At 64.0% G+C, this 23,246-nt stretch carries 21 protein-coding genes; 9 read left to right on the top strand and 12 right to left on the bottom strand.

The window, feature by feature from the left end; translation table 11 throughout:
• Window positions 1-3 precede the first annotated feature (3 nt).
• Genes RMET_RS12585 through RMET_RS12575 form a run of 3 tightly spaced genes read right to left on the bottom strand, consistent with a single transcriptional unit; the run spans window position 4 to window position 2,077 of the window.
• On the bottom strand, window positions 4-633 hold the full coding sequence (locus RMET_RS12585) for a LysE family translocator (RefSeq protein WP_011517086.1): 630 nt from the start codon (window positions 631-633) through the stop codon (window positions 4-6).
• 22 nt (window positions 634-655) lie between these two features.
• The gene (locus RMET_RS12580) at window positions 656-1,372 is read right to left on the bottom strand and encodes an alanyl-tRNA editing protein (protein ID WP_011517085.1); all 717 of its coding nucleotides are present in this window, start codon (window positions 1,370-1,372) and stop codon (window positions 656-658) included.
• A gap of 27 nt (window positions 1,373-1,399) precedes the next feature.
• Window positions 1,400-2,077, bottom strand: coding sequence for a VOC family protein (locus RMET_RS12575; RefSeq protein WP_008648089.1), 678 nt, complete (start codon window positions 2,075-2,077; stop codon window positions 1,400-1,402).
• 84 nt (window positions 2,078-2,161) lie between these two features.
• Here RMET_RS12575 and RMET_RS12570 point away from each other — a divergent pair, with 84 nt between their 5' ends.
• From RMET_RS12570 to RMET_RS12545, 6 genes are all read left to right on the top strand, one after another.
• Window positions 2,162-3,709, top strand: a complete 1,548-nt coding sequence (locus tag RMET_RS12570; protein ID WP_011517084.1) for an aminotransferase-like domain-containing protein — start codon at window positions 2,162-2,164, stop codon at window positions 3,707-3,709.
• Window positions 3,710-3,809: 100 nt separating this feature from the next.
• Window positions 3,810-5,711, top strand: a complete 1,902-nt coding sequence (gene htpG, locus RMET_RS12565; RefSeq protein WP_008648084.1) for a molecular chaperone HtpG — start codon at window positions 3,810-3,812, stop codon at window positions 5,709-5,711.
• 125 nt (window positions 5,712-5,836) lie between these two features.
• Complete coding sequence (locus tag RMET_RS12560; protein WP_011517083.1) at window positions 5,837-6,331, top strand: DNA-deoxyinosine glycosylase; 495 nt, start codon at window positions 5,837-5,839, stop codon at window positions 6,329-6,331.
• Window positions 6,332-6,641: 310 nt separating this feature from the next.
• Window positions 6,642-7,373 (top strand): gluconate 2-dehydrogenase subunit 3 family protein, encoded by a 732-nt coding sequence (locus RMET_RS12555; RefSeq protein ID WP_029310023.1) that lies wholly within the window; start codon window positions 6,642-6,644, stop codon window positions 7,371-7,373.
• Window positions 7,374-7,375: 2 nt separating this feature from the next.
• A complete protein-coding gene (locus tag RMET_RS12550; protein WP_011517081.1) occupies window positions 7,376-9,151 on the top strand; it encodes a GMC family oxidoreductase in 1,776 nt (591 codons plus the stop codon).
• Between the two features lie 10 nt (window positions 9,152-9,161).
• Window positions 9,162-10,514: a c-type cytochrome gene (locus RMET_RS12545; protein ID WP_011517080.1), complete on the top strand. Its 1,353-nt coding sequence runs from the start codon at window positions 9,162-9,164 to the stop codon at window positions 10,512-10,514.
• Between the two features lie 55 nt (window positions 10,515-10,569).
• Here RMET_RS12545 and RMET_RS12540 read toward each other — a convergent pair whose 3' ends face one another.
• From RMET_RS12540 to RMET_RS12530, 3 genes are all read right to left on the bottom strand, one after another.
• Window positions 10,570-11,652, bottom strand: a complete 1,083-nt coding sequence (locus tag RMET_RS12540; RefSeq protein WP_011517079.1) for an SRPBCC domain-containing protein — start codon at window positions 11,650-11,652, stop codon at window positions 10,570-10,572.
• Complete coding sequence (locus RMET_RS12535; protein ID WP_011517078.1) at window positions 11,649-12,005, bottom strand: ArsR/SmtB family transcription factor; 357 nt, start codon at window positions 12,003-12,005, stop codon at window positions 11,649-11,651. The genes RMET_RS12540 and RMET_RS12535 overlap by 4 nt, the downstream gene beginning before the upstream one ends.
• Before the next feature lie 157 nt (window positions 12,006-12,162).
• Window positions 12,163-12,645 (bottom strand): hypothetical protein, encoded by a 483-nt coding sequence (locus tag RMET_RS12530; RefSeq protein ID WP_011517077.1) that lies wholly within the window; start codon window positions 12,643-12,645, stop codon window positions 12,163-12,165.
• Between the two features lie 155 nt (window positions 12,646-12,800).
• Here RMET_RS12530 and RMET_RS12525 point away from each other — a divergent pair, with 155 nt between their 5' ends.
• Both RMET_RS12525 and RMET_RS12520 read left to right on the top strand, forming a co-directional pair.
• Window positions 12,801-13,562 (top strand): tetratricopeptide repeat protein, encoded by a 762-nt coding sequence (locus RMET_RS12525; protein ID WP_011517075.1) that lies wholly within the window; start codon window positions 12,801-12,803, stop codon window positions 13,560-13,562.
• 29 nt (window positions 13,563-13,591) lie between these two features.
• Entirely contained in the window at window positions 13,592-14,491 is a 900-nt protein-coding gene (locus RMET_RS12520) for a class I SAM-dependent methyltransferase (RefSeq protein WP_029310024.1), read from the top strand.
• Between the two features lie 53 nt (window positions 14,492-14,544).
• Here the strand turns inward: RMET_RS12520 and RMET_RS12515 are convergent, their stop codons facing one another.
• The gene (locus RMET_RS12515) at window positions 14,545-16,131 is read right to left on the bottom strand and encodes an ABC transporter substrate-binding protein (RefSeq protein ID WP_049799751.1); all 1,587 of its coding nucleotides are present in this window, start codon (window positions 16,129-16,131) and stop codon (window positions 14,545-14,547) included.
• A gap of 78 nt (window positions 16,132-16,209) precedes the next feature.
• Here RMET_RS12515 and trmB point away from each other — a divergent pair, with 78 nt between their 5' ends.
• Window positions 16,210-16,875 (top strand): tRNA (guanine(46)-N(7))-methyltransferase TrmB, encoded by a 666-nt coding sequence (trmB, locus tag RMET_RS12510; RefSeq protein ID WP_029310025.1) that lies wholly within the window; start codon window positions 16,210-16,212, stop codon window positions 16,873-16,875.
• Window positions 16,876-16,947: 72 nt separating this feature from the next.
• On the opposite strand, the gene RMET_RS12505 is transcribed toward trmB, so the two are convergent.
• The 5 genes from RMET_RS12505 to RMET_RS12490 all read right to left on the bottom strand — a co-directional run bounded on the left by RMET_RS12505 (window position 16,948) and on the right by RMET_RS12490 (window position 23,217).
• Window positions 16,948-18,150: a DUF2863 family protein gene (locus RMET_RS12505; protein WP_008649341.1), complete on the bottom strand. Its 1,203-nt coding sequence runs from the start codon at window positions 18,148-18,150 to the stop codon at window positions 16,948-16,950.
• A gap of 104 nt (window positions 18,151-18,254) precedes the next feature.
• Window positions 18,255-18,389, bottom strand: coding sequence for a hypothetical protein (locus RMET_RS34370; RefSeq protein ID WP_008649342.1), 135 nt, complete (start codon window positions 18,387-18,389; stop codon window positions 18,255-18,257).
• 176 nt (window positions 18,390-18,565) lie between these two features.
• A complete protein-coding gene (gene acnA, locus RMET_RS12500; RefSeq protein ID WP_011517071.1) occupies window positions 18,566-21,271 on the bottom strand; it encodes an aconitate hydratase AcnA in 2,706 nt (901 codons plus the stop codon).
• A 188-nt stretch (window positions 21,272-21,459) separates the two neighbouring features.
• A complete protein-coding gene (locus RMET_RS12495) occupies window positions 21,460-22,011 on the bottom strand; it encodes a hypothetical protein (protein ID WP_011517070.1) in 552 nt (183 codons plus the stop codon).
• A 225-nt stretch (window positions 22,012-22,236) separates the two neighbouring features.
• Window positions 22,237-23,217 carry an HpcH/HpaI aldolase/citrate lyase family protein gene (locus RMET_RS12490; RefSeq protein ID WP_011517069.1) on the bottom strand — a complete coding sequence of 327 codons (981 nt, stop codon included), beginning with the start codon at window positions 23,215-23,217 and terminating at the stop codon, window positions 22,237-22,239.
• Between the last annotated feature and the right edge of the window lie 29 nt (window positions 23,218-23,246).

Raw genomic sequence — 23,246 nt, 5'->3', positions numbered from 1 at the left:
TGCTCAATGCGGTTGTCCTGCGACGGCGATCCAGATGGCGGTCAGCGCCAGTGCCAGGCCCATCGCGCCGTTGAACCAGCGCACGCGATTGCCTTCCATCAGCCAGCGCCGCAGCGACGCGCCAAGCACGCCATAGGCGCCATTGCTGAAGAAGCCGAACAGCGCGAATATCGCGCTGACCAGCACCACGCGCTGCCCCGGCGAGGGGGCGCCCGCCATGTACGACGCGGCCACCGCCAGCGCCAGCATCCATGCCTTGATGTTGGCGTACTGCAGTGCCGCCGATTGCCAGACATTCATCGGCTTGAGCACGGTCTTTTCCGCCAGCGACGTGCTGCGCGCGATGCGATACGCCAGCCACAGCAGATAGAGCACGCCCACCACGTGAATCACGGTGGCCAGCATCGGGCTGGCCAGGATCAGCGCGCCGACGCCGGTGGTGCACAGCGCGACGATGCTGGCGAAGCCGAACGACACCCCGACGCAATGCGGGAGCGTTGCGCGCAGGCCGAAGTTGGCGCCGGTGACGGCGGCGATCGTCGTGTTCGGGCCGGGCGTGAAGGCGCCCACCGCGAGCAGCGTGACCAATGCAAGGAACTGGGCTGTCGAGAGCCCCGTGAGCCAGGCTTCCATATTCTGTGTTTCGGGGGCGCTGTTATGCGAAGTTCACGACCACGCGGCGGTTCGTGCGGCTTTTCTTCTCGATCTTGGTCACGGCCACCGCGCCGATCTCGCCCGTGTTGGCCACGTGCGTGCCGCCGCAGGGCTGACGGTCCACGCCGGGAATCTCGATGATGCGGATCGTCGATGTGCCGGCCGGCGGCGCCGCGCCGATCGTGCGCACGAGGTCGGGCTGGGCGGCCAGTTCTTCGGGCGTGATGCGGTCGATGGTGACCGGCGTCTTCGCGTTGATCAGCGCGTTGAGCTGTTCGGTCAGCACGGCCTTGTCGAGCGTCGATTCGGGCAGGTCGAAGTCGATGCGCGCGGAGTCAGGCGAGATGCCGCAGCCCGTCACCGGCACCGGGATCAGCGACCCGAGCAGATGCAGGCACGTATGCAGGCGCATCAGCCGGTGGCGGCGGGTCCAGTCGATCTTCACTTCGACACGGTCGCCGGCCTGCAGCGCCGGGGCGTCGGAGGCGGGGACGTGCAGGATGCGCTGGCGGTCGTCCGCGTAAACGGTATCGGCCAGTGTGACGATGCGGCCGTCGGCGGTGGTCAGGGTGCCGGTGTCGCCCGCTTGTCCGCCGCTACGCGCGTAGCAGACGGTCTGGTCGAGTTCGATGCCGGCTTCGCTGACGGCCAGCACCGTGGCCTGGCAGTGGTCCAGGTAGGCGTCGTCGTCGAAGCGCTTTTGTGTGGTGGCGGGCATCGGGGGAGCTCCTTTGGTGTGTGTCGTTTATCGCAGGGTCTTGATGCCCGCTGGGGTTTCGATGTCGGCGGCCAGCAGAGGCGGGCCGTCGCCTTGTTCGATCTCGATCAGGTCCGTGGCGCCGATCCACGCCAGTCCTTGGCGCAACAGTTCCGCGTGCGGATGCTGGCCGTGCAGGCGGCGCAACGCCAGGTCGTGGCCCGGCAGGCTGACTGCCGGATGGTTTGCCACGTCCCACTGGATCAGTGTGGGAAACAGGCCATCGCCCGCATTCGCCGCCTCGCCGGTCCAGGCGGGCAGGCTGCCGTCGTCAGGCACGGTCAGGCGCCAGCGCAGGTCGCCGCGCGTCATGGGAATGACCGGGGCGATCCGGTCCGGGTACTGCGCCTGCCAGCGCGACAGATCGGCCGGACGCTCGACGCGGGCCGCCCAGTGCGCCAGGAACGGGCCATCGCGCAGCCGCTGGCGCATCAGGTCGCCATCCAGGCCGAACCAGCGTGGCCGATCAGGTGCCGCCGCCGACGGATCGATCGCGATGACTTCGAGGTACAGGCCGCCGTAGAGGCCCATCACGCGGTTGTGCGTGCCCATGCGCGGGTGCGTGCCGCCACCTTGTGGAGCGACGCCGAGCGCGCTGGCCACATACTCGGCGCCTGAGTCCAGGTCGGGCGCGGCGATCACGAGATGGTCGATGGCAAGTGTCATGGTCGGTTGATGTTAGTCAAGCTCGTCGGTACAGTACCGATACAGTTGAGCAGATCGTCTTCAGTACAGTTGCGGGAGCGCCACATGGAAGGTAGCCAGAAGGATAGCCGGGGGGATCTTGGCAGTGCCGCAGGCGGCACACGGCCGTTGCGGCTCGTGATGCCGGCGACGGGGCTCGAGCAGCTTCCGGACCCGATTCCGTCGGCCCAGATGACGCTGGTGGAGCAGTTGACCGAGTGGGCGCGGCTGCGTATCGACGAACGGGTGTTCCGGGCTGGCATGCGTATGCCGTCGATCCGTCAGTTGGCGACCGAGAAGAGCATTTCGCGTTTTACCGTGGTGGAGGCCTATGAGCGGCTGGTGGCGCTGGGCTACCTCGAGTCGCGCCGCGGCTCGGGCTTCTACGTCCGAGAGCGCACGCCGCTCGCGTCCACCGTGGCGCCACCGGCCACTCCCGCGATCCGCAACGTCGATGTCACCTGGCTGCTGCGCAGCATGTTCCATTCGGCCGAGAGCCACAAGGCGCCCGGCTGGGGCTTCCTGCCCAACGAATGGCTGGACGGGGAGCTCCTGTCGGGTGCGCTGCGCAGCCTGGGCCGTCAGCCCGGCAGCCATTTCCTGGTCAGCGGCACGCCGCAGGGTTTTCTGCCGCTGCGGCAGCAACTGCGCACGCGGCTCGAAGAGCTGGAGATCGGCGTCACGCCGGACCAGATCGTGATGACTTCCGGCATCACGCAGGCGTTCGACCTGATCGCGCGCCAGTTCCTGCAGCCGGGCGACACGGTGGTGGTAGGCGACCCGGCCTGGTTCGTGATGTTCGCCCGCTTCGCCACGCAGGGCGCCAACGTGATCGGCGTGCCCTATACCGTGGAGGGCCCCGACGTGGAGGCGCTGGAGCGGATCGTCCAGGCCCACCGGCCGAAGCTGCTGGTGGTCAACTCCGTGCTGCACAACCCGACCGGGACGTCGCTGTCCGCCGCCCGCGCTTTTCGGCTGCTGCAACTGGCCGAACAGTACGATTTCACGATCGTCGAGGATGACATCTACAGCGATCTCTGCCCTCCGGGCCACGCCGCCACCCGGCTGGCCAGCCTGGACCAGCTCAAGCGCGTGATCTACCTGGGCAGCTTCTCCAAGACGCTGGCCGCCAACCTGCGCGTGGGCTTTATCGCCGCCAGTCCGGACCTGGCCGTGACCTTGACCGACAGCAAGCTCGTGACCGGCATGGCCTCGCCCGAAGTCAACGAACGCGTGGTCTACAAGGTGCTGACGGAAGGGCACTACCGCAAGCACGTGGAGCGCGTGCGCGGCCGGCTGGACCGGGCGCGCGACGAGACACGCGAGCAGCTCGAGCGGTTGGGTTTGCGCATCTTCCCGGGCAATCATGCGGGTATCTACCTGTGGGCCGATACCGGCGTGGACACCAACGTGATCGCCACGGCCGGGCACGAGGAAGGTTATCTGTTCGCGCCGGGCAGCCTGTTCTCGCCATCGCAGATGCCGTCCACGTGGACGCGCTTCAACGTGGCCAGCAGCAGCGATCCGGGCATGCTCCGGTTCCTGGCCGGCCAGATGGACCGCTTGTCCGGCCAATCGGGCCTGTCTGGCCTGCCCGTCAACGCCGGGGCTTGAAAAACCGGCTGCCGATCCCTATTTCCACACGCATCGATCCCGGTCCGGACGCACGGACCAGGGCAAATACGCGCCCGTTTTCGTTTTCAAGAGGAGAACCATGACCGCACCGCACGAAACGATGAGCTTCCAGGCGGAAGTGAAGCAGCTACTGCACCTGATGATCCACTCGCTGTACAGCAACAAGGAGATCTTCCTGCGCGAGCTGGTATCGAATGCTTCCGACGCCACCGACAAGCTGCGCTTCGAGGCGATCGCGAATCCCGCGTTGCTCGAGAACGATGCCGACCTGGCGATCCGGATCGAAGCCGATCCCGCCGCCCGCACCCTGAAGATCACCGACAACGGCATCGGCATGAGCCGTGACGAGGCGATCCGCAATCTCGGCACCATCGCGCGGTCGGGCACCAAGGAGTTCTTCCAGCAGCTTTCCGGCGACCAGCAGAAGGACGCCGCGCTGATTGGCCAGTTTGGCGTGGGCTTCTACTCGGCATTCATCGTGGCCGACAAGGTCACCGTGGAAACGCGTCGCGCGGGTCTTGCCGCCGACGAGGCCGTGCGCTGGGAAAGCGCCGGCGACGGCGAGTTCAGCATCGATGCGATCAACCGTGCCGAGCGCGGCAGCACGATCACGCTGCATCTGCGCGAGGGCGAGGACGATTTCCTGTCGTCGTACCGCCTGCAGAACATCATCCGCAAGTACTCGGACCACATTTCGCTGCCGATCCGGATGCCCAAGGAGGAATGGGATGCCGAGGCGCAGCAGCAGAAGGTCACGGGCGAGTGGGAAAGCGTGAACCAGGCCAGCGCGCTCTGGACTCGCAGCAAGTCGGATATCACGGACGAGCAATACCAGGCGTTCTATCAGCACATCGCGCACGATCACGAGGCGCCGCTGGCCTGGACCCACAATCGCGTGGAAGGCCGCAGCGAGTACACGCAGCTGCTGTACATCCCGGCGCGCGCGCCGTTCGACCTGTGGGACCGTAATCACAAGGCCGGCCTGAAGCTGTACGTGAAGCGCGTGTTCATCATGGATGACGCGGACCAGCTCCTGCCGGCGTACCTACGCTGGGTCAAGGGCGTGGTCGATTCGGCGGACCTGCCGCTGAACGTGTCGCGTGAACTGCTGCAGGAGAGCCGCGATGTGAAGGCGATCCGCGAGGGCTGCGCCAAGCGCGTGCTGTCGATGCTGGAAGCGATGGCCGATAGCGAAGACGAAGCCGAACGCGCCAAGTACAAGACCTTCTGGGAACAGTTCGGTCAGGTGCTCAAGGAAGGCGTTGGCGAAGACCATGGCAACGGCGAACGCATCGCAAAGCTGCTGCGCTTCGCGACCACGCATGGCGACACGGCTGAACAGTCGGTCTCGCTGGTCGACTACGTGGGCCGCATGAAGGAAGGTCAGGACAAGATCTACTACGTCACGGCCGATACCTGGGTGGCCGCGAAGTCGAGCCCGCACCTCGAGGTGTTCCGCAAGAAGGGCATCGAAGTGGTGCTGTTGACCGACCGCGTTGACGAATGGCTGCTGTCCTACCTGCATGAATTCGACGGCAAGCAACTAGTGTCGGTGGCCCGTGGCGACCTGGACCTGGGCGCGCTGGCCGACGAAGCCGAGAAGGCCGAGCAGGAGAAGGCCAGCGCCGACTGGAAGGAAGTGGTCGACCGCGCGAAGTCCGTGCTCGAAGGCAAGGCCAAGGACGTACGCGTGACGCTGCGCCTGACGGATTCGGCATCGTGCCTGGTGTCCGACGATGGCGACATGAGCGGCTACCTGCAGCGTCTGCTGAAGCAGGCTGGCCAGAAGGCGCCCGATGCCCAGCCGATCCTGGAGCTGAATCCGGAGCACGCGCTGGTGAAGAAGCTGCGCGATCTGCCGGATGGCGAAGCCTTCGGCGACCGCGTGCGCGTGCTGTTCGACCAGGCGTTGCTGGCCGAGGGCGGCATGCTCGACGATCCGGCTGCCTATGTGCAGCGGGTGAACCGACTGCTGGCCTGATCGGTATCGTCGTTTCGGTATCGTCGTATGAAACGCCTGCCCTCTCACCCGACCTTTCTTCCCGCGCATGGGAAAGGGTATCGCGGGGGAGGGCAGGACTTTCACGCTTCCAATACCCCTTCCCGATGACCACCAAGCGCTGCTTTCCTCCGGTCGTCGACATTCACACTCGCGTGCTTGTGCTCGGCAGCCTGCCGGGCGAAGTCTCTCTCGCGCAGTCACGCTATTACGCGCACAAGCAGAATCGTTTCTGGCATTTGATGAGCGATGTGCTTGGCGTCGATCTGGTCGGCCTCGAGTACGAAGCAAGGCTGCAGGCACTGCTCGACCATCGTGTTGGCCTGTGGGACGTTGTGGCCGAGGCACGGCGCGAGGGCAGCCTCGATAGCAGCATCCGCGACCATCAGGGCAACGATCTGATCGGCCTGATCGCGACGCTGCCGACGCTCAAGGCCATCGCATTCAATGGCGGCACCGCCGCGAAGATCGGCGAGAAGACGCTTGCGGACCATGGCGATCGCCATGCGATCCTGCGATTGCCATCGAGCAGCCCGGCTTACACGCTGGCCTATGCGGAAAAACGCAAGGCCTGGGAGAGCCTGCGCGACTGGCTCGACTGATCCGTCGACGCTGAATTCTGCCGTACGGCCGTGCGCATCTCGGGCGCATGGTTGGCACACGCGCTCGTACGTAGGCGAGACCTCGATTTGATGCAACGCAAATCGGGCACCCAATTCAAAAAAATCAATTCGCCTACTGGAAATATTCAGAATCCTCGGTCGAATCATTGACTATCATATTCAATTGATAAGTCAATGATTCGGTCATGCTCGCCCAGGCATGACCGTTTCTTTAATGGTGCAAGGCTCCACCACGTGTTTCGTTTTTTTCCCCAAGGCATTACGAAGTACCCCACACGAGAAGACGACCATGTCCCAGGAACAAGAACCGCGTCGCCGATTTTTTCGGCAGATGCTGGCAGTCGTGCCCGCTGCATCCGTTGCGACAGGTGCCGCGATATCACAATCCGCGTGCTCGGAGTCTCCCGGACCGCAATCTGCAAATGCCGGAAATGTCGGGCCCTACAAGCCCAACTATTTCACCGCCGGCGAATGGAAATTCGTACAGGCGGCGGTCGACCGGCTGATTCCGGAGGATGAACTGGGGCCAGGTGGGCTTAAAGCGGGCGTTCCGGAATATATCGACCGACAGATGGACACGCCCTACGGGCACGGCAAGCTCTGGTACATACAGGGGCCATTTCATCCCGATGTGCCCGCAGAGCTTGGCTTCCAGATGAATCTCGCACCGCGCGACATATATCGTCTCGGCGTGAAGGCTTGCGACGAATACTGCAAGAAACAGTATGGCGGCAAGGCATTTGCCGATCTCTCCAAGGAAGACCAGGAAAGCGTGCTTGGCCAGATGGAGCACGCCAAGATCTCGTTCGATGCGGTACCGGCCAGGACGTTCTTCTCCTATCTGCTGAACAACACGAAAGAGGGTTTCTTTGCCGATCCGATCTACGGCGGCAACAAGGGCATGGTGGGCTGGAAGATGGTCGGTTTCCCCGGCGCACGGGCGGATTTCGCGGACTGGATCGATCAGCCAGGGGTGAAGTATCCCTATGGTCCGGTGTCGATCGACGGACGGAGGGGATAAGCATGGCGATCAAGAAGGACAAGGTCGATTGCGTGGTGATCGGTCTCGGCTGGACTGGCGCGATTCTCGCCCAGGAGCTGACCGACGCGGGGCTCGACGTCGTGGCGCTCGAACGTGGCGCGATGCGCGATACCCCGACCGATGCCGAGTATCCGAAAGTCGTCGACGAACTGAAGTACGTCGTGCGCGGAGAGCTGTTTCAGGATCTCTCCCGGGAGACGGTCACGATCCGTCACGGCGTGGATGACCTGGCGGTGCCGTATCGGCAAAACGGCTCGTTCCTGCTTGGCAATGGCGTGGGTGGCGCGGGCTTTCACTGGAACGGGATGCACTATCGCGTCCTGCCGGAAGAACTGCAGTTGCGCAGCCGCTACGTGGATCGCTATGGCAAGAAGTTCATTCCCGAAGGGATGCAGGTGCAGGACTTCGGTGTCACGTACGACGAACTCGAGCCACACTTCGACTTCGCAGAGAAAGTGTTTGGCACCTCGGGCACGGCCGGCAACCTGAATGGCAAGATCCAGCCGGGCGGCAATCCGCTCGAAGGCCACCGGTCGAGCGAGTACCCGACCCCGGCGCTGAAGAATTCGCTCGGCGCGCAATTGTTCGAAAAGGCCGCGCGCGAGGCGGGCTTCCACCCGTACCCGGCACCGGCGGCGAATACGTCCGAGCCCTATACGAACCCCTACGGCGTGCGCCTTGGGCCGTGCAATTTCTGCGGCTTCTGCGAGGACTTCGGCTGCTACATGTATTCGAAGGCGTCACCGCAGACGACGATCCTGCCGGTCCTGCTGAAGAAACCCAACTTCGAGTTGCGCACGAAGGCGCAAGTCACCAGGATCCTGCTCGATTCCGACAAGAAGCGCGCGACCGGCGTGCTGTACATCGACGCCCAGGGGCGAGAGGTCGAGCAACCCGCCGATCTCGTGATCGTCGCGGCGTACCAGTTGCACAACGTGCGTCTGCTGTTGCTCTCCGGCATCGGCACGCCGTATGACCCGAAAACCGGCAAGGGTGTCGTTGGCCGCAACTACGCGTATCAGATGAACGGCGCGGTCAACGTGATGCTGCCCAAGGGCACGCTGCTTAATCCGTTCATCGGGACGGGTGCCGGCGGGGTAGGGCTGGATGACCTGAATGGCGACCAGTTCGATCATGGTCCGCTCGGCTTTCTCGGCGGGGCGAGTATTCGCCATATACGTTATGGCGGCCGGCCCATCAAGCAGACGCCGACTGTCCCCGGCACGCCAGCGTGGGGCAGCAAGTGGAAGGCGGGAGTGGTCGATGCGTACCAGCGCTATATGACGATCGGCATTTCGGGCTCGGTCATGCCGTATCGCGATGCGTACCTCGATCTCGATCCGACGTACCGCGACGCCAACGGCCTGCCGCTGATGCGCATGACCTTCGACTGGCACGACAACGAGTACGCCATGCTGGATTACATGGGCACCCGCATGGAAGAGGTGGCCAAGGCGATGAAGCCCGAGGCGTACTACAAGGCCATCCGCAAGAAGGGCCAGCACTACGACACGCGCGTCTATCAGTCCACGCACACGACAGGCGGCGCCGTGATGGGATCGTCGCCCGAGACCAGCGTGGTCAACAAGTATCTGCAGAGCTGGGATGTACACAACGTGTTCGTCATGGGCGCCTCGGCGTTCCCGCAGAACATGGGCTACAACCCGACCGGTCTGGTAGCCGCGCTTGCCTATCACTCCGCGAAGGCTATCCGCGAGCAGTACTTGAAGCACCCGGCGCCGCTGGTTCAGGCTTGAGGTGATGGCCATGAAAGCAAGCAAGAAAGCAACAATGATGGTGGCGGCGTCGGCGCTGCTGGCGGCGTCGGCGTGGACCATCGGTGCGTTCGCCGATGACCGGCAGGGCGATTCGGCAACTGCCGCGCCAGTGTCGGGCGCCGATGCGCAATTGGTCGAACGAGGCCGCTATCTCGCGACGGTGGCCGACTGCGCGGCGTGTCACACGGCGAAGAACGGGAAGCCGTTCGCAGGCGGTCTTGGCATCGAATCGCCGATTGGCCGGATCTATTCGACCAATATCACGCCGGACAAAAGCTCCGGCATCGGCAAGTTCAGCTACGACGATTTCGATCGCGCCGTGCGCCACGGCATCGCCAGGGACGGCTCCACGCTGTACCCGGCCATGCCCTATGCCTCGTATGCGAAGGTCAAGCCGTCCGACATGCAGGCGCTATACGCGTACTTCATGCATGGTGTGCAGCCAATCGAGCGGGCCAACAAGGCGACCGATATTCCGTGGCCGCTGTCGATGCGCTGGCCACTGCGTTTCTGGCGCATGGCTTTCGCCCCGGAGGTGGCCACCGACGACCCACCGGTATCCAATGACCCGGTGGCGCGCGGCCGCTATCTGGTGGAGGGGCTCGCGCACTGCGGCGCTTGTCACACGCCTCGTGGCTGGGGATTGCAGGAGAAGGCACTGAGCGATGACGGCAAGACCTATCTCTCGGGGGGCGTGATCGATAACTTCCTGGCGAAGAACCTACGCGGCGACCAGAAGGATGGTCTCGGCACGTGGACGCAGGACGAGATCTTCGCGTTTCTGAAGAGCGGGCGCACTAAGCATTCGGCGGCATTCGGCGGCATGTCGGAAGTGGTCGAGAACAGCATGCAGCACGTGAACGATGCTGACCTGACGGCGATTGCGGCATACCTGAAGACGCTGACCTCAGTGAATCCCAGTGCGGCCGTGTTGACGGCGAACGCCAGTGCGACGGACAAGCTGCGTGCCGGAACGGATCGCAGCAACGGCGCGCTGACTTTTGTCGACAACTGCGCAGCATGTCATCGCACGAGTGGCAGTGGCTACGAGAGTACGTTCCCGAGGATCGCGCTCAGCTCAACCGTGAACAGCAACGATCCAACGTCGCTGATCCACATCGTCCTGATGGGTGGTGAGATGCCGTGGACGAAGACCGGCCCGACGCACTACGGGATGCCCGGATTCGCCAAGCGTCTGACGGATCGGGATATCGCCGATGTGCTGACGTTCGTGCGGACGAGTTGGGGGAATCAGGCGCCGCCGGTAAGCGCGGAGCAGGTGGCGAAGGTGCGCAAGTCAGTTGGCGCAGCGTCTCAGCCAAAACGGCCTGAGAACAACTGACGAACGGGGGTAGCGGGAGGCCGGCGCCTCCCGCTGCCCGCTGTCGGGGCTCTGGTTAGCCGAAGTTCGGCTGTGTGGCCGCGTAGCTGGGCCGTGCCCGCATTGCTGCGTGAGCCCGCCGGATGTTCGGGCGTGATTCCAGCATCGCGGCGCTTTCCGGAAAGCGTCCCAGGTACTCCACGATCGGGGCGAAGAACAGATCGGCCATCGTCAGCGTGTTGCCCGCCAGGAAATCGCGACCGCCATAGGCATGCTCGAGCGCATCGAGCTGTTTGGCGATGTCGGGCAGGGCGGCGTCGATCGTCTTGCGGTCAGGCTGGCCGTTCTCGCCACTCGGGAAGACGTACTGCAGCACGTAGCGGCGCACCATGGCGTCATACGCGTGGCAGTTGATGAGGCTGATCCATTGCTCGCAGCGTGCGCGGGCCGTGGGGCCGGCCTGCGAGATCAGGCTTGGGCCATCGAATGCTTCCTCAATATAGCTCAGGATGGCGCGTGTCTCGAAGAACTCCAGCGGACCGTCGGTGAAGGCCGGAATGCGGCCGAACGGGTTGTGCTTCAGCAATTCGGGGTCCCGCGGCGTCAGAGGATCGAGCTTGTACGCAATGCCCTTCTCCGCCAGCGCCATGCGCACGGTGCGGACATAGGTGCTGCGGCCATCGCCATAGACGGTGACGGTACCCGCGCTGCCTTCGGCATCCACATAGTCGCTCAGGCGGTTGAATACCGATTGCCAGCCGCTGGTGTGTGCATCGCGTGTGGCGGTGTCCGGGAAGCCGCTGTGACGCATGTGCAGGAGCGTGCCGCCGTCCTTGTCAGTCAGGGTCACCTCGATCAGTGTGCGGGTGCCCTCTGGCAACTCGCCACCTTCCCACTGCCAGGTGTAGGCCAGGAAATTGGCGCGGTCGATCTTCTGGTACTCGCCGCCGACCATGTGCTGCGACCCGTCACGGCTGCCCATCACAAGCCGATAGCGCCCGCCGACCCGTGCATCGGCGCTGGCTTCCAGCACGCGCATGCCGCGCGGGCAATGCCAGGCCGCGAGCGCCGCCTGGTCCGTGAACGCATCGAAGACCCGTTCGCGCGGCGCGCGAATCTGGCGGGTCATCTCCAGATGAAACGTAGCTGCTTCGGTCATGACTTGAACCCCTTGTCATCGGTGACTGTATGCGCCTGCTCGACAAAGGCGACGAGCCTGTCGAGGTTGTCCTCCCAATGCCGCCGATACGTTTCCAGCCAGCCATGCGCGTCGCGAAGCGCACCGGGGCGCAAGTGACAGATGCGCCAACGCGCGTTGACTTCCCGCTCGATCAGCCCGGCATCGGCCAGCACACGCAGGTGCTTGGAGATGGCCGGGGCCGACATGTCGAACGGACGGGCGAGTTCGCTCACAGGGGCTTCACCTTCCGCCAGCCGCGCAAGAATCGCGCGACGGGTGGGGTCGGCCAGGGCGGCGAAAACCGAGGAGAGCGGGTCGTTGGAATTGGACATGCGCTCATTTAACTCATTGGTTAAATGAAGTTCAAGGGCTGTTACATATGATCTTTGCTGCGCTGAGTGGAGGGCAGTTGTCGCCTGCCGGGCGATACCCAGCCAGGCGACAATTTTTGACCGGAAGCTGCTTGGCGGCTAGAAGCGGAAGAACCCCTCAGGCCGTCGTATTGACCACACCGCCGGTGCTCGAGCCACTCTCTTGCTGCATGGCCTCGGCCAGCTTGGCGTACGCCTGCGACAGCGCGGCGTTGGTGGAGGACACGGCGCCCTGCAGGGTAGCGACGGTGCTCGCCTTGGTCCTTTCGTCGGTCTTGGCGTTCTGCGCGGCCTGGAGCTGCTGCATCTGGGTGGCCAGCAGTTTCTGAAGCGTTTCGATCTGCTGCTTGATCGCCTTGATGACCGCCGATTCGGTGTCGCTGCTGCTGGAGCTGTCCGTGCCGCCGGCAGCCGCAGCGCCGCCGGCGCCGCCAGCCTTGCCGCTGAATGCGGCGCCGTTTACCCGGCCGTTTGCCGACGCGCTGGAATCCTGTGCGCTGGCCTTGCCCGTGCTGTCCGTGCCGTCCTGCGACGCCGAAGTGGTGACTGCGGCGCCACTGGCGGTGAAGACTTGTGGTGTAACGCTGGTGATGGACGTCATGTTCTGGTTTCCGATCGGAAGAGAGCCAATCCGTTGATCGGCCGGCGCTGGCAAAACTTTAGTGCCATCGCCGCTGTCCTACTGGCTTCCTTCGGCATCTGTCACAATCGCGGCCATGCATTCTTCTGGTCGTTCTTCTTCAGGATTGATTTGATATGTCCAATCTCGGTATCGGCGGCATCGGCCTGCACGTGATCGTGGCGATTTTCTTCGCCGTGCACGCCGTTCGCACCCACCAGAACATGTACTGGTTGCTGCTGCTATTCCTGTTCCCGGGCCTAGGCAGCATCGTCTATTTCTTCGCAGTTTATTTGCCTAGCCTGCGCGACTCGCGCGGGGCGCGGGCAGCGTCGCGGGCGATCAAGCAGATCGTCGATCCGAACCGGGCCGTACGCGAAGCGCGCGAGGCATTCGACCGGGCGCCGACTGTCGATCACCGCATGCGCCTGGGTGCTGCCTTGCTGGAAGTGGGCAACGCGGCCGAGGCGCTCGAGCACTATCAGGCCGCGGCCAACGGCCCGTTTGCGTCCGATCCGGCATTGCTTGAGGGGCTGGCGCGCGCCCAGGTCGCCACGGGCCGCCATGCCGATGCGCAGGCGACGCTTGAGAAGCTGTTTGCCGCGCATCCGCAGGCGCGGGACCAGGCCGAACCCGCATTGCTTTACGCGCGTGCGCTGTCCGCGCTCGATGCGCCCGGCACGCGCGACGCCTTCGAGCGCTCGCTGACCTGCGCCAGCGATGCCGCGCCGCGCTGTCTGTATGCCGACTGGCTTTCCCGCCAGGGTGATGCAGCCGACCGTGAGCGCGCCAAGTCGCTGTACTCGGAAATTGTTCACGACGCGCGCCACTGGCCGCGTCACGCCCGCGAGCACAATCGCGAATGGCTCCAGCGCGCGCAGGTCGCGCTGGGCCAATGATCCGCGCCTTGAGCGCGTTGTATTCCTCCATGACGCTTTTGAAACGCAAATCTATCGAGGCCGTGGCCTCGCGCCGCCCCGCGCGCGGCGAACGTGAAACCTCGCGCAGGAAGCTGTCCGGCGACGCCGGCGATGTCGACAATGCCGGCGAGAAGCGCATGACGCCGCGCTTCGCGCCGGTGACGTTCTCGGAAATGGATGGCGTGCGCTATCTCCATTTCGGCACCGAGTGGGTGCAGGGCGCGATGCGCCTGCGCAAGCCCGATGCCATCGAACTCGAGTACGCCCAGCAGATGATGGCCTGGCTGCTGTTCCTGTCGCCGTCGGCTGCGGATTTCCACGTGGCGCAACTGGGCCTGGGCGCCGCCGCGCTGACCAAGTTCTGCCATCGCCAATTCGCCCGTGCGAAGGTAACGGCCGTCGAGTTGAATCCCGCCGTGATCGTGGCCGGCCGCAGCATGTTCGGCCTGCGCGAGGACGATGCGCGCCTGTCCGTGCGCGAGCAGGATGCATGGGACTTCGTGATGGATGGCGCGCAGACAGCGTCGATCGACGCGTTGCAGGTCGACCTGTACGACGCCACCGCGCGTGGCCCGGTCCTCGATACCACGGCGTTCTATCGTGCCTGCCGTCGCGTGCTCAAGGCGCCTGGCGTGATGACGATCAACCTGTTCGGAGACCACGAGAGTTTCCCGAAGAACATCGTGCGTATCTGCGACGCGTTCGACAATCGCGTGCTGGTGTTCCCCGAAGTGCATGACGGCAACATCATCGCGCTGGCGTTCAACGGGCCGGCGATCGACGTGTCTTGGGAAACGCTGGAGGCGAGGGCGGAAGTGGTGGAGGCCACCACGAAGCTGCCGGCGAAGGACTGGGTGAAGAAGCTGCGCGCGGCGAATGCGCGGCAGGAAGAGCGGCTGGCGATCTGACGTCGCGCTTTATCCCCTCTCCCACCAGGTGGGAGAGGGGAGCCAGGCCAGCATCATTCCTTATGGAAGAACTGCGCCAGCGACCACTCGTCGGTGCGCGCCTCATAGCGCAGGCCCTTGCGCATCGCCCACATTGCAAGCTGGCTGTGCGACGGGATGATCGCGTGGTCGGCCAGCGCGAACTTGGCCGCCGCGCGGGCATTCTCCTCGCGGGCCTTGTCGCTGGAGATCGTCGTCAGCGATTTCTCGATCAGCTGATCAAGCTGCGGATTGCTGTACTTGCCCCAGTTCCACGTGCCGTAGCCGGTCTTCGGGTTCGGGGTGCCCGTGATCGAGCGTAGCGCCACGTCGGCAGCGGCCGATCCCCAGCCTAGCATCTCGAATGCAAATTCCCCCTGGCGCGCGCGCGTGAAGTACGTGGCAACGGGCAGCGTCTCAACCTTGGTCTGGATGCCGATACGCGTCAGCATCCCGGCCGTGGCCTGCGCAACCTGGGCGTCATTCAGATAGCGATTGTTCGTGGCGTGCAGCGTGAGGCCGAAGCCGTCCGGATAGCCTGCGGCGGCCAGCAGCTTCTTCGCACCTTCCACGTCATAGGCGTCCGGCTTGGTGCCAGGATGGCCGAAGATCTGCGGCGAGACGATCGACGAGGCCGGCACCGCCAAGCCTTCCATGATGCGGCTGACAATGGCGTCGCGGTTGAGGGCCTTGCTGATCGCCGCGCGCACGCGCGCGTCCTTGAAAGGATTCTTGCCGAGCGGCTTGCCTGCCTTGTCCGTGACGAACGGCGGGTTGTCGCGTGACTGGTCCATCTGCCAGAAGATCGTGCGCCACGACACCGTCTGCTCGATCTTGAACTTCGGGTTCTGCTTGAGCTTCGCCACGTCGGCGGATGGCACGCTTTCGATCACGTCCACATCGCCGGCAAGCAGGGCGGCCGAGCGCGCGCCATTGTCGGTCAGGATCCGGAAGATTGCGCGGTCCCATTCGGGCTTTGGCCCCCAGTAGTCGGGATTCTTCGTCATCACGATTTCCTGGCCGCGCGCGAAGCGCACGAACTTGAACGGACCCGTGCCGATCATCGCCTTGCCCGAATCGAAATCGGCCTGGGTCAGATTCGCGGCAATCTTCTTCGGCATGATCGGCACGCTGTTCAGATCATTGGCCAGGTTCGCATAATTCGGCACGCTCATGGTCAGGCGCACGGTCAGCGGGTCGGGCGTGTCGATGCGGGCGATCGGCTTGGTGTAGCTGGTGAACGACCCCGGCGCGTTGGTCAGCTTCTCGGGGCGCTCCAGTGACGCCTTGACGTCCTCGCTCGTGAACGGCGAGCCGTCATGCCATTTCACGTTCGGGCGAAGCTTGATCTCCCACGTGATCGCGTTGAGTGGCTTCCACGATAGCGCGAGGCCGGGAATGTAGCGCGCGTTCTTGTCCATGAATACGAGCGACTCGAAGATATGGAGTGCGATGGCGTTGTTCGGGCCCGAGTTGTTCCAGTGCGGGTCCATGGACGTCACGTCGGCGGCCAGGCCGATGCGCAGGTCTTCGGCATGAGCCGCCTGGGCGGGCAAAAGCGTGAGCGCGGTGGCGCTCAACGCAATCGAAAGGGATGCTTGCAGCAGCGTGCGGCGGATCATCGGTGGGCTCCTCGTACGGTGTTCGGCCATATTGTGCCGGTAACTATACATCGTTGCAGACCCAGTACAATCGCGGCCATGTTTGCCAATTCCCGCACAATTTCGTCGGCACAGTCCGATATCCATGAGCATCTGGCCGCGCTGGTGGAGCGTCATCTGGCCGAGCCATTCCGCAAGCCGATTGGCGCGCCGAGCCAGCACGCGTTCGACGCGGCCATCGACGCATGGCAGCGGGCGGGCAGCGCGCCGCTGATTCTCGATGCGGGCTGCGGTGTCGGGGAAAGCACGTTGCGTCTCGCTACGGCATTTCCGGATCACTATGTCATTGGTGTGGATCAATCGGAAAAGCGCCTGACGGCCGGCAAGGATTGGTGGGATGCACCCCTGCCCGAAAACTTCCATTGGGCGCGCGCGGATCTGGTCGATTTCTGGCGGTTGGTGCAGAGCGCGGGTGTGCGGGTCACGCGGCACTATGTGCTGTATCCGAACCCGTGGCCCAAGATTGGCCATTTGAGCCGGCGCTGGCATGGACACGCCGTATTTCCCGCACTGGCGGCGTGCGGTGACTATCTCGAATGCCGCAGCAACTGGAAGATCTACATCGACGAGTTCGCGGCCGCGCTGACGATGGTGGGGCGTCCGACGCAAACCGAATCGTGGCAGCCGGAGGCATCAATGACGCCGTTCGAGCGCAAGTACGCGGCGTCAGGGCATGGCTTGTGGCGCTGCGTGAGTGTTCGATGAGCGTTCGATGAGCGTCGGATGAAATGAAAAACCCGCCAGATCTGGCGGGTTTTTCATTTTCGGACTGCGCGGTCAGTGGAACAGCGGCTGTTGCGTCGGCGCGTCCTCGGGCAGTTCCGCGTGGACGATTTCGCCGGAGCGGTCCGCGTAGAGCGGGGTGCCGCAATCCTCGCAATATTCCGGATCGAACAGCGCCGCATGGCGGAAGATGTCCTCGACACCGGCGTTGCGCAGCTCCTCGCAGATCTGCTCGACCGGATTGCCCTTTTCCTCGGCATCGGCCTCGCCAGCTTCGCGGCCATAGACAGGCCAGACGATGCCGTAGATCACTTCCTTCTCGCCACGCATCGTGAAGCCGACGCGATATTCCTCAACCACTTCCTCGCCGAACCCGGCCACCACGGCAGCCAGTTGGCCGGCCGGCACATCGAGCGTGCCGCACAGGTAGTTCACGGCGGCGCGCACGGTCAGCGGACGGATGCTCTTGTCCGATTCGCGGCACGACAGGAAGAAGGCATCCGGCAGCAACAGTTCGAACTCGCAGCCGGGCAGCAGCAGCGCGACGGTCGGCTGCACCTGCTGGCGCCACTGTTCCAGGCACACCGAACGCTCGGCGTGGTGTTCCTTGGCATCCTCTTGCCAGCGGAACAGCGCACCTTCGTGCGGGGCCACCACCACGGCCAGCAGGTAGCGCGGGTCGGCCAGGATCGGCGCGGTTTCGGGCAGATCGCGCAGGTCCACCTTCGGCATGGTCCCGGCCAGTGCGGCAGTAGCCAGCTTGTGGGTCAGCGCGAAGGTGTCGCTATGGCTGCGCGGCAGCTGGTCGATGCTGTAGAGGTACGGCGACAGCGCCACCTTGGTGCCGGTGGCCAGCACATGCGCCTGCAGATGCACGGCCAGCGTCTGGGCCAGTTCCGGCTTCAGCGCGCCCGACGGAATTGCGTAGCGTGTATGGGCCAGGATCGGTGCCGCGATCAGCAGCACATCCAGCTTGGCGCCGTCGACTTCGATAGTGGCCGATTCGGCCAGGGTCTCGGCCTGTTCGGCCAGCACGTCGGACGCATCGGCGTTGTGCTTGAACAGGTGTTCGAGCGCGGCGTCGAGCGCGGTCTGGCTGCCGTTTTTCAGCAGGCGATGGAGCCGCTGCGACAGCCGACGCTCCCAATACCCGTCCTCCATGCGGCTGCCCGATGCATCCAGGGCGAGCGCGTCGGCCACCAGCCGTTCGGCGTCAGGAGAGAGTCTGGCGGAAGACTTGGGGCGAAAACCTGCCATATATGTAGAGAACGTCCGTTTTTCGTAAAACGGTATTCTACTCGTTGCGCAGGCGGGTGCAGTCCTCGCGAACCCTCAATCAGGCTGTTGTTTGCATTGTTGGATTACTTTTGGGCCGCCGGTGCGTGCGATTCGGTGCTGTGCGACTCGCCGGCCATCGAAACCTCGCCGCCGCCCTTGGTCAGCAAGTACAGGCAGGCGCCCGCCACGACTACGAAAGCGATCAGAATCTTCACCATGTGATGTCTCCGTCTTTGTCTTTGTATAAGTCACGCTGAATCCGTGTGGGACGAGTCTGGCAGTGCAGGCTTGCGCAAAACTTACGCGACGGGGTGGGGATTACCCGCAAAAACAAAACAAAACCGCCGCCCCGCTTTGCAAGCCGGGACGGCGGTTTCGGTCAGCAGCTGGCGAATCAGGCGGCCAGCAGTTGACGCAGCACGAACGGCAGGATGCCGCCGTGGTTGTAGTAGTCGACCTCGATCGGCGTGTCGATGCGGAGCAGCACCGGTACGCGTTGCGTGTCGCCGTTGGCGCGGTGGATGACCAGCGTCACGTCCTGCTGCGGCTTCAGGTCGCCTTCGATGCCTTCCACGTCGAAGGTTTCGTTGCCGACGATGCCGAGCGACTGCACGCTGTCGTTGCCCTTGAACTGCAGCGGCAGCACGCCCATGCCCACCAGGTTCGAACGGTGGATACGCTCGAAGCTGCGTGCGATCACGGCCTTCACGCCCAGCAGCTGGGTGCCCTTGGCCGCCCAGTCGCGCGACGAGCCCGTGCCGTACTCTTCGCCACCGAACACCACTGTGGGCGTGCCTTCGGCGATGTACTTCATCGCGGCGTCATAGATCGACAATTCTTCACCGGTGGGCTGGTGCAGCGTGATGCCACCTTCCACGCGGGAGCCGTCGGCCTTGGCCGGGATCATCAGGTTCTTGATGCGCACGTTGGCGAACGTGCCGCGCATCATCACCTCATGGTTGCCGCGGCGCGAGCCGTAGCTGTTGAAGTCGGCCTTGAGCACGCCATGCGACAGCAGGTACTTGCCGGCAGGGGAGGTGTCCTTGATCGAACCGGCCGGGGAGATATGGTCGGTCGTCACGGAGTCGCCGAACACACCCAGGGCGCGGGCGCCACGGACGGTCACGGCCTCGCCGCTCGGCTCGAGCGCGAAGTCCTGGAAGAACGGCGGCTCGGCGATGTAGGTCGATTTCGGCCAGTCGTAGACCTGGCCCTTCGTGCCCTTGATCGCTGCCCACAGCTTGCTCGGCTTCCTGACCTGCTCGTAGTTGCCCTTGAACGTCTTGGCGTCCATCGCGTACTTCAGCAGCGCATGGATTTCTTCCGACGTCGGCCAGATGTCGCCCAGCCAGATGTCCTTGCCACCCTTGCCCTTGCCCACCGGCTCGGTCATCAGGTCGCGCGTGACGTTGCCGGCGATGGCGTAAGCCACCACCAGCGGCGGCGATGCCAGGAAGTTGGCGCGGATGTTCGGGTGGATCCGGGCTTCGAAGTTGCGGTTGCCCGACAGTACGGCGGCGGCCACGATGTCGTTCTGCACGATCGTGTCGTTGAGCGCCTGGGTCAGGTCGCCGGCGTTACCGATACAGGTGGTGCAGCCGTACGCGGTGACGCCGAAGCCGAGCTTGTCCAGGTACGGCAGCAGGCCGGCGGCCTTCAGGTATTCCGTGACCACGCGGCTGCCAGGGGCCAGCGACGTCTTGATGTGGGGCGCGACCTTCAGGCCGGCTTCCACGGCCTTCTTGGCCAGCAGGCCGGCGGCCAGCAGCACGCTGGGGTTCGACGTGTTCGTGCACGACGTGATCGCGGCAATCAGCACATCGCCGTTGTGCACCTTCACGCCGTCGGCGTTCGTGTACTCGCGGTCCAGGTCGGCGACGTCCTTGTTGAAGCCGTTCTCGGCCACTGGCTTGGCAAACAGCGACTTGAACGTTTCCTTGACGTGACCGATCTCGATACGGTCCTGCGGGCGCTTCGGGCCGGCCAGTGACGGGGCCACGGTGCCCAGGTCCAGCGTCAACGTCTTGCTGTAGTCGATCTCGCCAGCGCGCGGAACGCCGAACATTCCCTGGGCGCGGAAGTAGCCCTCGAACGCGGCGATTTCCTCGTCGGTGCGGCCTGTGCCACGGAAATAGTCGATCGTCTTCTCGTCGACCGGGAAGAAGCCCATCGTCGCGCCGTACTCGGGCGCCATGTTGCCGATAGTGGCGCGGTCCGGCGTGGTCAGGCTGGCCGTGCCTTCGCCGAAGAATTCCACGAACTTGCCGACGACCTTTTCGCGACGCAGCATCTCGGTGATGGTCAGCACCAGATCGGTGGCGGTCACGCCTTCGCGCAACCGGCCCTTCAGTTCCACGCCCACCACGTCCGGGGTCAGGAAGTAGACCGGCTGGCCCAGCATGCCGGCTTCGGCTTCGATACCGCCCACGCCCCAGCCGACCACGCCAATGCCGTTGATCATCGTGGTGTGGGAATCGGTGCCGACGAGGGTGTCCGGATAATAGACGCCATCCTTCTTGTGCACGCCGCGCGCCAGATATTCCAGGTTGACCTGGTGCACGATGCCGAAGCCGGGCTGCACCACGCCAAAGGTGTCGAATGCCTGCATCCCCCACTTCATGAACTGGTAGCGCTCGTTATTGCGCTTGAACTCCAGTTGCATGTTCAGGTCCAGGGCGTTCTTTTCGCGGAAGTGGTCGATCTGCACCGAGTGGTCGACCACCAGGTCCACGGGAACCAGTGGCTCGATCTTCTTCGGGTTCTTGCCCATCTTCTCGGCCACGTTGCGCATGGCAGCCAGGTCGGCCAGCAGCGGCACGCCCGTGAAGTCCTGCAGCACCACGCGGGCCACGACGAACGGGATTTCATCCACGCGCTCGGCGTTCGGCTTCCAGTTAGCCAGTTGGCGGACGTGTTCCTCGGTCACCTTCTTGCCGTCGCAGTTGCGCAGCACGGATTCCAGGACCACACGAATCGACACCGGCAGGCGTTCGATCTTCACGCCCAGGGCCTTGCCCAGCTGGGGCAGGGAATAGTACTGACCGCGGCCGCCAGTGCCGAGCTTGAATTCTTTCAGGGTGTTATTGAGATTGTGGGGCATTGCCTGACTCCAATCGAAGGGTGACGCGGGACGCTTTTGAACATTCTTATTCTTAAGACCCCGGTGCGCGATTGGGTTCCGCCGCCATGCAAGCGGCGCGGCCGGCGGGACCGGACGCGCACCGTTACCACGACTCGGCCTGACCCCGAGCGGGTCAGGCAAAGGTAAAACAGGACTTTACTGCGGAATTATTGCTTCGGTGCGGATTGTGCGGATGCGGGTTGCGCATCTGCCGGCTGGGCCGGTTGCGACGGAGCCACCAGCAGCGGCGTGGTCACCGGGGCGCGCAGTGCGCCGGCAACGGTCGGCGCGGAGCCGCCGGCCTGCATGTCTGCCGTCTGGCATTCGTCCGCCAGACGCTGACCGAGGTTCCGGTTGAACAGCATGGCCTTGCTCGGGATCACCACCAGGTCCATGCCGGTGCGCTGGTCGAAGTAGCGGTCGGCGCCGGTCACGGTGTTCTGGCGCGGCAGGCGATAGACCTTGCCTTCCCAGTTCACGCCGATCACCTCGTCACGCTGCATGTTGCCGGTGATGTAGAGCGCATGGCCCAGTTCGCATTGCCACTTTTCGCCGGCCGGAGCTTCAACCGGGGCGGCTGCCTCGGTCTTCTTGGTGGTCTTCTTCGAGGCCGTCTTCTTGGTAGCGGCCGGCTTCTTGGCCGGTTCCTGGGCCAGCGCGGCGCCGGCGGATGTCAGGGTCAGGGCGCCAAGGCAGGCGGCCAGCACGATGTGTTTCATTGTGTCTTCCTTCCGGTTTTCTGAATAATCAAAAGCGGCTATTTGTCGTACGGTCCGCTGGGGAGCACCGGGGGGGCGCTCCGGCTACAACTTTCCGCCGCTATTCTCTACGATTTGCCCCACGGGGCGAAGCCCGTCAGTCATTGGTTACACAATTGTTCGCGGACGGTTTGTCATCGGCCACTTCAAGGTAAAAATGAGCAGTCCGCGTGCTTCGGACTGGTGTCAGTCGAAGAACAACTCCGTCACCGGCGAGGGCAGTTTCGTGCCGGTGGCATGGGCACGCTGCAGCAGCGACCAGTAATAGCGATAGCTTGCGCGGTCATGGAGCTGGCCGTCGTGGCGGATCGGCGCCCAGTTGTTCTCGTGCGCCGCAAGCAGGATCTGGCTTGCTGCGCCGATTTCGCTGTCCCCGGGGCGGAAGGCCGACACAATCGGCTCGATCTGGCCCGGATGGATGCTCCATTTACGCAGATAGCCGAACTCGGCGCGCGCCCGGTATGCGTCGTCGCCCGAGCGTTGGGGGTTCTGCACATCGGTGCTGACATTGTGTGACGGTACTTTGCCATGGCGGTGGCAGGCTGCCGAAATCTCGAGCATGGCCCGGCGGATCAGCGGATGCTCGAACTGTTCGGGCGAGCGCATGGCCTCGCCCGGAATCGCGCCGTGGTGCGCCGAGACAAAATCCATCAGCCCGAAGCTCAGGCACTCCACCTGCACGAGCGAGGCGATGTCGAAGACTTGCTCGAGCGCCGAATGTGTCTCAATCAGCACGTGTATTGGGATGTGGCGGGCGATGCCGGACGCGCGCGCTACCTGGTTCACGTGATCGGTCACACGGGCCACTTCCACCACGTCGGTTACTTTCGGGACCACGACATAGGCCAGTCGGGCGCCGGCGGTCCTCACCAGGATGTCGACGTCTTCGCGCCAGCACGGGTGCGCCGGATCGTGGATGCGCACGCCCACACGGTTGTGCGCATTTTCGGCGCTGTTGATCAGTTGCGCGCACAGCGTGGCGTGCTCGCGTTCGAGCCCGACCGCCGCGCCGTCCTCGCAGTCGAACGTGATATCGAACACTGGCCCGAGCGCTTGCTGCAGGGCAAGCGATTTGCGCATGAGCTTTTCGCTACCGGCATAGTGGTCACATACCGGCAGTTGCACCGGAATGGCTTCGCCCTGGAACAAGACCTCGGATGGATGCACGTTAAATACGGAGAAAATGTAGGGTTATT

The organism is Cupriavidus metallidurans CH34 (assembly GCF_000196015.1).
Lineage (GTDB): Bacteria > Pseudomonadota > Gammaproteobacteria > Burkholderiales > Burkholderiaceae > Cupriavidus > Cupriavidus metallidurans.
The sequence above is the reverse complement of the archived record's forward strand: the minus strand, read 5'-3'. Positions and strand labels throughout refer to the sequence as shown.